This is a genomic window from Amycolatopsis vastitatis (assembly GCF_002234595.1).
GTDB lineage: Bacteria > Actinomycetota > Actinomycetes > Mycobacteriales > Pseudonocardiaceae > Amycolatopsis > Amycolatopsis vastitatis.
In genome coordinates this window covers 1-8441 of sequence record NZ_NMUL01000037.1, presented here as the reverse complement: position 1 = coordinate 8441, position 8441 = coordinate 1, and the positions used below count along the sequence as shown (strand labels likewise).

Below are 8441 nucleotides of genomic sequence, written 5' to 3'. Positions count from 1 at the left end.
GCCGCGATCGAGGAGCTCAAGGCCGACGGCCTCGAAGGCGACATCGTCCCCTCCGCCCTGCTCGACGAAGAGGACCAGACCCACAACCACACCATCTGGCACCTCTCCGACGGTCCCGACGGCGCCAAGGGCGCCAGCTGGACCACCGACGCCGGCATCGAATACCTCATGGATCCCGAACCGCTCGGCGGTCCCGGCACCGCACCGAAGCCCGACCCGGCGCTCTTCGGTACGTACGCGCCCTTGCAGGACGCCAAGGGCAAAGCCAAGGGCAAGGCCAAGGCAGTCAAGAACAAGAAGAAGTGACTCGAAAGGATCACCCATGGCCACCGGAGAAACCGGTTTCGACGACGTCACGTTCGACCTGGTATCGGTGCAGTACCACGCCTTGAAGGCCGGACACGACTACGGACAGTATGTCCGGGACGCCGACAACGCTGGTCGCACGGACATCGCCGACTTCTTCCGAAAAGTGATGGACGAGGACTCGGCGCGCGCCCGGCAATGCCACGAATTCATCAAGGAACTGTCGGGCAGTTCCGAATCAGGCCCGGCCGTCTCCTGAGGTAGGCCGGGCTCCCGGTCCAGCGCGGAACGGGAGCCCGGCGCGCCTCCGGAGAGCGCCTTCAGGCTCTCACTGCGGCGCGGCGCCGCGCGGCGGCGGCGACCTCCTGGGCTACCTTCCTGCCCACCTACGCCCAGCTCACCAGGCGGTGTACCCGACTATCCAGGCGGAGCTGTTCCCGGCGTCGGTCCGGGTGGCCGGCATCGGCTTCTCCCACCAGTTGGTGATCGCCATCTTCGGCGGCACCGCCCCCCTGATCGCTGCCGTGTTCGTCGGCGCCGGGCACCCCCGGTTCGTCGCTCTCTACATGATCGTGATCATCGCTGTCTGCCTCGCCGTCTACTTCACGCTCCCGGAGACGGGCAGCAAGACGCTGCGAGCGACCGTCGCGCTGAAGGACCCGGAGGTCGTGGAAGGCGGGCTGGAGGAGGCCACTGTGCGCACCCGGACGAGGCATTCCTCGTGGTAGGCGCCGCTCTCCTCTCCGCGAGCAAGGCGCTATCCACACCATCACCGGGGGAAGCCCACAGAAACCCAAGCACCGAAAGGAGACCAAGTCGAGTAACCCACGAACCCGCCGAACAGGTTAAAGCTCAAGCTAGACGCGATATTCCCTGTGTGTATACACGCGACGTATACATCCCGTGTACAGTGATCTCCACTGCCCGGCTGCCGGGCCTAGGAGGGGACAGGAGAATGTCGGTTTCGCATACTCTGCTCGCGTTGCTCGAGTCCGGCCCGCGGCATGGCTACGACCTGAAACGGGCCTACGACGAGCAGTTCGGGCAGGACCGCCCGCTTGCTTACGGGCAGGTCTATTCGACGTTGTCACGGCTGCTGCGCAACGGCATGGTCGAGGTGGCGGGTGTCGAGAGCGGCGACGGGCCGGAGCGGAAGCGCTACACCATCACTGACGCCGGGGTCACCGACGTCGAGAGGTGGCTGCGCACGCCGGAGAACCCGCAGCCGTATCTGCAGAACACGCTCTACGCGAAGGTGGTGCTCGCGCTGCTGTCCGGGCGCAGCGCCGCCGAGGTGCTCGACGTCCAGCGTGGCGAGCACCTGAACGCGATGCGCGCACTCACCAAACGCAAGAACGGCGGTGACCTCGTCGACCAGCTGATCTGCGACCACGCACTCTTCCACCTCGAGGCGGACCTGCGGTGGCTGGAGCTCACCGCTGCGCGCCTCGGCGAACTCGAGAAGGCGGTGCGCTGATGGCCGGGCCGGGAACACCGTTGCTCGTCGGCAAAGGGCTGGACAAGTCGTTCGGCCGGACGCGGGCGCTCGATGGGGCGGCGCTGTCCATCTCGGCGGGGGAGGTGCTCGCGATCATGGGGGCGTCCGGGTCGGGCAAATCGACGCTGCTGCACTGTCTCGCCGGCATCCTCCGGCCGGACTCGGGCACCATCACCTACGGCGGCGCCGACCTCGTCGGGATGGACGACAGGGGACGGAGTGCGTTGCGGCGCACCGAGTTCGGTTTCGTGTTCCAGTTCGGCCAGCTCGTCCCCGAGCTGTCCTGCCTGGAGAACGTCGCGCTTCCGCTGCGGCTGATCGGGACCAAGCGGAAGCAAGCCGAGGCCAAGGCGACCGAATGGCTCGCCCGGCTGGAGGTCGACGGGCTGGCGAGGCGCCGTCCCGGCGACGTGTCCGGCGGGCAGGCGCAGCGGGTCGCGGTGGCGCGGGCGCTGGTGACGGGGCCGAAGGTGGTCTTCGCGGACGAGCCGACCGGCGCGCTCGACTCGCTCAACGGCGAGAAGGTCATGCGGATGCTCACCCAGGCCGCACGGGAAACGCACGCCGCGGTGGTGCTGGTGACCCACGAGCCGCGCGTTGCGGCCTATTCCGACCGGGAGATCATGGTCGTCGACGGGCACACGGTCGATCGGGAGCTGGTCGCATGATGCGGGATCTGGCGCTGGGACTCCGGCTGGCCGTCGGGGGCGGCCGGATGTCCGGCGCGGCGCTGCTGCGCCTCGCGATGACCGCGTTCGGGATCGCGCTCGCGGTCGCCGTGCTGCTGCCCGCGGCGGCGGTCCACCACCTGATCGGCGCGCAGGCGGAACGCAAGGCGGCGATCGCGCAGGTCACCGCGCCGCGCGCGGGCGTCGCCCCGCTGCTGGTCTACAACTGGTACGCGTCGGCCGGCGACGACTTCGTGCAGGTCACCGCGGTCGCGGTGACCGGAGCGAACTCGCCGGTGCCGCCGGGGCTCAGCCGGCTGCCCGCGCCGGGCGAGCTCGCCGTGTCGCCGGAGCTCGCCGCGAAGCTGGCCGCGCCGGGCGGCAGTTCGCTGAAGGCGCAGCTGCCGGGGCGCGTCGTCGACCGGATCTCGCGGGAAGGCGTCTCCGGCGCGGGCGATCTGACCGCGTACTACGGGGTACCGGCCGCGCAGATCGAGGCCGAGGGCGCCGACGGACGCAAGGTCTACTCGTTCGGCCGGCCCTACACCGGGCTCGGGCTGTCGGCGCTCGTTCTGGGCGTCATCCTGCCGATCGCGGCGGTGCTGCTGCTGCCGTTGCTGATCTTCGTGACCACCGCGTCGCGGATGGGCGCGGCGCAACGGGAACGCCGGCTGGCCGCGCTGCGGCTGATCGGCCTGGACGCTCGGCAGGTCAAACGGGTCGCTGCGGCCGAATCACTGGTCGGGGCCGTGATCGGGCTCGCGGCGGGGATCGGGTTCTTCGCTCTGCTGCGCACGTTCGTCGCCGACATCCTGCCGTTCGGCCTGCGGATCTTCCCGGAGGACTTCGTCCCGTCCTGGCCGCTCGTCGTGGTGATCGTGCTGCTGGTGCCCGGACTCGCGGTCGGCTCGGCGCTGTTCGGGCTGCGCCGCACGATCGTGGAACCGCTCGGCGTGGTCCGGCAGGGCAAGCCGGTGCGCCGGCGGATGTGGTGGCGCTGGGCGCTCACCACGATCGGCGTGCTGTTCCTGGCCACCACTCTGGCTTTCGACCGTGGCGAAGGGGACACCGCCGCCGGGGTGGCGCTTTCGGCGGGCAGCGTGTTCCTGCTGGTGGGTGTCGCGGCCCTGCTTCCGTGGCTGGTCGAGCGGCTCGTGGAGCGGCTGCACGGCGGTCCGCCGTCGTGGCAGCTCGCGATCCGCCGGCTGCAGCTGGACAGCGGTACCGCCAGCCGCGTGGTGTCCGGCCTGGTCGTCGTACTGGCCGGCACGATCCTCATCCAGGGCGTGATCACGTCGCTCGGCAGCGGCACCGCCCGGCAGGTCACGCCGGACGGCGTGGCCGCCGTCCCGGTGCGGGTCGACACCACCGCCGCGCACGAGGCCGGGGTCGGCAAGCTGGTGTCGGCCGTGCCCGGGGTGACCGGTCTCCACCCGGCCAGGAACCTGACGTTCCGGTCCGGGGAGAACCGGGACGACGGCGTGATCGGCGATTGCGTGGCGCTCAGGGCGCAGGCGAACATCGGCGACTGCTCCGACGGCGATGTGTTCTACGTGGCCTCAGCCGGGCGCGACGCGGCGCCGGCCGGCAAGCTGCAGCTGCAGGCCTATTCCCGCAGGGGGGAAGTGAACGGTCCGGAGTGGACGGTCCCGGGCAAGGTCCGGGTCGTGCAGTCGGGCGGGACGGCGAGCGTGGGGGGCAGCCTGCTGGTCACGCCCGGCGCGCTCGGCGCGCTCGCCCTGCCGGACTCGTCGGTCACGGTCTACGTGTCGGGCACCGGCGACCCGCAGGCGCTGACCGACAACATCGCGAGGGCGGTCAACCCGCTCGCGTGGAACGCCTCGGTCGGCAAAAGCGACTACCTCGGCGATTTCCGCGCCCGCGACCGGCAGATGGTGGAGAGCTTCCGCGCGGTGCTGATCACCGCGTCGCTGTTCGTGCTCGCGGTGGCCGCGATGAGCCTGCTGATGCTGTCGATCGAGCAGATCAGCGAACGGCGGCGGCCGCTCGCGGCGCTGTCGGCGGCCGGCGTCCCGATCGGGGTGCTGGCTCGCGGGGCGTTGTGGCAGACCGGAATTCCGGTGGTGGTCGGCGTGGTGCTGGCGGTCGCGGCGGGGCTGGGGCTGACCGCGCCGATCCTGCGGCTGGCGGACCGGACGATGATCATCGACGTTCCGGTGCTGCTCGCACTGGCGGGCGCCACGGTGGCGGCGGTCCTGCTGGTAACCGGGCTGACGATGCCGCTGCTGCGGCAGGTGACTCGGCTGGACACGCTGCGCTCGGAATGAGCCGGCGGCGGCTTGGTGGCATCTTCACGGCACAGCCAGGTGGACCCGGAGCTGCCGGCGCCGGACGCTGTGCCCCCGTTCGAGGTGACGCCGAAACCTCCCCGCGGTATGGGCGCATCCGGCTCTGGCCTATGCCATCGCCATGGCCGCTCAGGCGGTAGACCAATGCGCCCGAGGCGGGGGCTGCGTTCCCGGGTACTGGCAGCGCTCGCGGACGCGGGGTTGCCGCCAGGCGGCGAGGGCGCCGGCCGCGCGCTGGAGCTGACCGGGGATCGGCACCGGGGCATGAAGGGGGGAATGGCGCAGCATTTGACGGCGTGGGGGTTGCCGGGCTTCGCGCTGATGGCCAGCGACACCGTGCAGGACGCGATCGAGGCCGGGGTGACCTACCAGAACTTGTCAGGAACGATGGTGGTGTGGTCGTTCGGTCGCGAGGAAGCCTGCCGGAAGTGCCGTCGTTCGCGGAGCAGGCACACCGGCACGCGTCGAGCGAGCGGACGCTTCGCCGTCGACTCGCCGACTGCGGTACGACCTACGAGGCGGTGGTCGACGGCGTGCGCCGGGAACGGGTCGAACGCCTGCTGCGCAGCGGGCGTCATCGGCGACGGCAACCGGATAGTCCGCAACCTCAACAGTCTGCTGTGTATCGATGTCTCCGGTGTGGGGAACAACCTGCCCGTCTACCAGAACGCGTGCAGTTCGGCCTTTCCGGCGCCGATCTGGTACTTCCGCAACGTCGGGGGCGACAACTACCAGTTGGTCAACCAGCGCAACGGTCGGTGCCTGGCCATGCCGTCGTCCAGCACCAAGAACGGCGAAGTCGCCATCACGTGGGACTGCGCCAACATCGCCGACCAATACTGGACCGTGGTCGCCAGCGGTGACGTCTATCGGTTCGTCAACGTCAACAGCGGCAAGTGCTTGGCGATCGGTGGTTCCAGAACGGACGTTGGCGCCAAGGCGATCCAGTGGACCTACGCTGGTATCGCCGACCAGCAGTGGCGATTCTACTGAGGTGATCTCAGCAAGATCGTTTCTGGTGCGCGCGTGACAAGCGTGTCGTTGGCGGTGGGCTCGGTTGGTGTTGGGCGCCGGTGAGGCACAGTGGCGTTGAAGACGCATCTGTTGTTCAAGAACCACACGGCCCGGCCCCGCTCGGGCCTGCCGCCATCGGCGGTGTTCGTCCGGCGCGCCCGGATCGAATCCCGGACCCCGCTCGGGTGGCTCGCCGGCCTCGGCGCGCATCTGCTCGCGCCTCCGGGCGGCATGCTAGGCCATCGCCCGTATCGGCCCGCGCGGTCGCAGCGCGGCCGTGGCTGGCTGTACGTCCACTTCCGCGCCGAGACCCAGGAGCTGGGGGCGCCGGTCTCGCCGCTGCAGGCCCCGCAACCACGACGGTGCGGAGCGCTGACTTGCGGAACAGGGGGTGTCGCGCATCTGGGTCCGACGATCGACTGGGCGCTCGGCCGCCTGGACCGGCGGCTGTCCGTCGACGACCTCGCCACCCACGCCGGCATGAGCCGGCGCAACTTCACCCGCCGGTTCGCCGAGGCTACCGGCTCCACGCCCGCGCGCTGGGTCCTCGCTCGCCGTCTCGTCGAGGCCCGGCGCTGGCTCGAAACCACGAGTACGCCCATCGCCCGGGCCGCCGCCGCGTGCGGGTTCGCCAGCGTCGTCACGTTCCGGCAGAACTTCGTCAGTGCGTGCTCGACGACTCCGACGTCGTATCGGCAGCGTTTCGCGCTGACGCCGGGCGATGATGGCCCTTCGTGAAGGCCGCCGTTCCGGCGAGTTGCACGTCATCCAGGCGTTCGGGTGCCCTGACCTGACTGGGACAGCCGCGCCATCTCCGGCCTGGATTGCGGCGAGGATCGCGGTGTGTTCCTGGTTGGCCAGGCTGTAGTTGCCCGCGAAGTAGGTAGGCAGGCCGAGCCGGGCCGTCTGCCGCTGGGCGTGGCGGCATTGGATGACCGCTTCGCTCAGGAACGGGTTCTGGGCCGCCGCGGCCACCGACTCGTGGAAGCCGGAGCCGCGGTGGCCGACACCGACGAACTCACCTGCGTGCCGAGCCGGTTCGCTGGTGCGTACACCGATTTGTTCCGCGGGGCAGCTGCGTTGCTTCGATATCGCGGCGTCAGACCGTCGTGACCTTGCTCTTGTCGTAAAACTTCACTTCCCCGGTGGCCGGGAAATGGATGCCGACACAGTAAACATGAGCGTTGCCGGAGCCGAAGCTTTTGCCTTCGTCGACAACCAAGCCGATATCTTCACGGTCGGGACCTTCACTTGCCGCGGCCCCCGTCGTTCTTCGTTTGCGAACTGCGTGTCGTCTCCTGTGCGAAGAGGCCGTGCACGGGAGATAGCACACTACGTGATCCCCACGCCCCTGCGGAATGCGGAGGAGACCGACCGGTTAGCGTGACGTCGGCCGGGAATACCCGCCCGGCGGCGGCGTGACATCCCGGGCACGCTGGAGCAGGCCACGTCCTTGCCGGGACGAGTAGCGACATCACGGAAAGGCCGACGCGCATGACAGCCGATCAGCCGGTGAGCCGGGAGAGGGAACCCTCCGAGGAGGTCCTGTCCGCGGTTCCCTACGGACTCCGGGTCGCGGCCGCCGTTTGCTGGCGCGTGCTGGTTGTCGCGGGTGCGCTGACCGTCGTGGGCTTCCTGGCCGTCAAGCTGGCCTCCGTGGTGGTGCCGGTCGCGGTCGCCCTGCTGCTGGCCGGGCTGTTCTCGCCGGCCGTTTCGTGGCTGGCGGCCAGGAAAGTCCCACGCGGGCTGGCGACCGCGATCGTGCTGGTCGTGGGCATCGCACTGGCCGGCGGCGTGGTGACGTTCGTGGTTATCACGGTCACCGTGGGCATGCCGGGGCTGATCGATCAGGTCACCGCGAGCGTGACGGACCTGCACGCCTGGCTGCGCGCCGGGCCGTTGCACCTGAGCCAGGGCCAGCTCGACGAGATGCTCGGCAACTTGACCGCCATGCTCGGCCGGAACAAGTCGGTGATCGCCTCGGGGGCGCTCACCACGGCGGTGACCGTGGGCGAGCTGCTCGCCGAGTTCGTGCTGGTGGTGTTCTGCCTGATCTTCTTCCTCGCCCAGGGGCGGGTGATCTGGATGTTCGTGCTGCGGGCCGTGCCGGCACGCCTGCGCGATCGTGTCGACGTGGCCGGGCGCAGCGGGTTCACCACCCTGGCGCACTACATCCGCGGCACGGCGGCCGTCGCGTTCGTCGACGCCGCCGGCATCGGTATCGGGCTGGTGATCGTCGGGGTCCCGTTGGCGGCTCCGTTGAGCGCGCTGGTCTTCCTCGGCGCGTTTGTCCCGGTCATCGGCTCGGTGATCGCCGGCGGGGTCGCCGTCCTCGTGGCGCTCGTGACCAAGGGCGCCTGGTCGGCCGTCATCGTGCTCGCCATCGTGGTCGGCGTGATGCAGATCGAAAGCCACGTCCTGCAGCCACTGCTGCTCGGGCGGGCGGTCCGGCTGCATCCGCTGGCCGTCGTTCTCGCCCTCACCACCGGGCTCGTCGCCGCGGGCATCGTCGGTGCCCTGCTCGCGGTGCCGCTGGTGGCGGTCTTCAGTTCGGGCGTGCGGAGCTTGACCGCCCGGCCGGATCCGGATTGAGCGATCGAGGTGCACCACCCGCGGGGCTTCGGCGGCACACCTCGCGGCTCAGTT

Annotated in this window: 9 protein-coding genes and 2 pseudogenes; 9 read left to right on the top strand and 2 right to left on the bottom strand. The window is 69.9% G+C overall.

The window, feature by feature from the left end; genetic code table 11:
* The 8 genes and pseudogenes from CF165_RS31355 to CF165_RS31315 form a co-directional block, all read left to right on the top strand.
* Positions 1 to 306 (top strand): annotated as a pseudogene (locus CF165_RS31355) (manganese catalase); the annotation flags it as partial.
* A gap of 16 nt (positions 307 to 322) precedes the next feature.
* Positions 323 to 565 (top strand): acyl carrier protein, encoded by a 243-nt coding sequence (locus CF165_RS31350; protein ID WP_093951203.1) that lies wholly within the window; start codon positions 323 to 325, stop codon positions 563 to 565.
* Positions 566 to 713: 148 nt separating this feature from the next.
* Positions 714 to 1034, top strand: a complete 321-nt coding sequence (locus CF165_RS31345; RefSeq protein WP_205661019.1) for a hypothetical protein — start codon at positions 714 to 716, stop codon at positions 1032 to 1034.
* Between the two features lie 227 nt (positions 1035 to 1261).
* Complete coding sequence (locus tag CF165_RS31340) at positions 1262 to 1783, top strand: PadR family transcriptional regulator (protein ID WP_093951202.1); 522 nt, start codon at positions 1262 to 1264, stop codon at positions 1781 to 1783.
* On the top strand, positions 1783 to 2472 hold the full coding sequence (locus tag CF165_RS31335) for an ABC transporter ATP-binding protein (protein WP_093951201.1): 690 nt from the start codon (positions 1783 to 1785) through the stop codon (positions 2470 to 2472). The genes CF165_RS31340 and CF165_RS31335 overlap by 1 nt, the downstream gene beginning before the upstream one ends.
* The gene (locus tag CF165_RS31330) at positions 2469 to 4760 is read left to right on the top strand and encodes an FtsX-like permease family protein (RefSeq protein ID WP_093951200.1); all 2292 of its coding nucleotides are present in this window, start codon (positions 2469 to 2471) and stop codon (positions 4758 to 4760) included. The genes CF165_RS31335 and CF165_RS31330 overlap by 4 nt, the downstream gene beginning before the upstream one ends.
* A 165-nt stretch (positions 4761 to 4925) precedes the next feature.
* A complete protein-coding gene (locus CF165_RS52140; protein WP_205661018.1) occupies positions 4926 to 5774 on the top strand; it encodes an RICIN domain-containing protein in 849 nt (282 codons plus the stop codon).
* Positions 5775 to 5870: 96 nt separating this feature from the next.
* Positions 5871 to 6533 carry a helix-turn-helix domain-containing protein gene (locus CF165_RS31315; RefSeq protein WP_240521885.1) on the top strand — a complete coding sequence of 221 codons (663 nt, stop codon included), beginning with the start codon at positions 5871 to 5873 and terminating at the stop codon, positions 6531 to 6533.
* Between the two features lie 75 nt (positions 6534 to 6608).
* Here the strand turns inward: CF165_RS31315 and CF165_RS53850 are convergent.
* Both CF165_RS53850 and CF165_RS52855 read right to left on the bottom strand, forming a co-directional pair.
* Positions 6609 to 6854: pseudogene (locus tag CF165_RS53850) on the bottom strand (FCD domain-containing protein); the annotation flags it as partial.
* Between the two features lie 40 nt (positions 6855 to 6894).
* Complete coding sequence (locus CF165_RS52855; RefSeq protein WP_240521884.1) at positions 6895 to 7017, bottom strand: DNA-directed RNA polymerase I subunit RPA49 family protein; 123 nt, start codon at positions 7015 to 7017, stop codon at positions 6895 to 6897.
* A gap of 272 nt (positions 7018 to 7289) precedes the next feature.
* Between CF165_RS52855 and CF165_RS31300 the strand changes: the two genes are divergently transcribed.
* Positions 7290 to 8387: an AI-2E family transporter gene (locus CF165_RS31300; RefSeq protein ID WP_093951197.1), complete on the top strand. Its 1098-nt coding sequence runs from the start codon at positions 7290 to 7292 to the stop codon at positions 8385 to 8387.
* Positions 8388 to 8441: the final 54 nt, after the last annotated feature.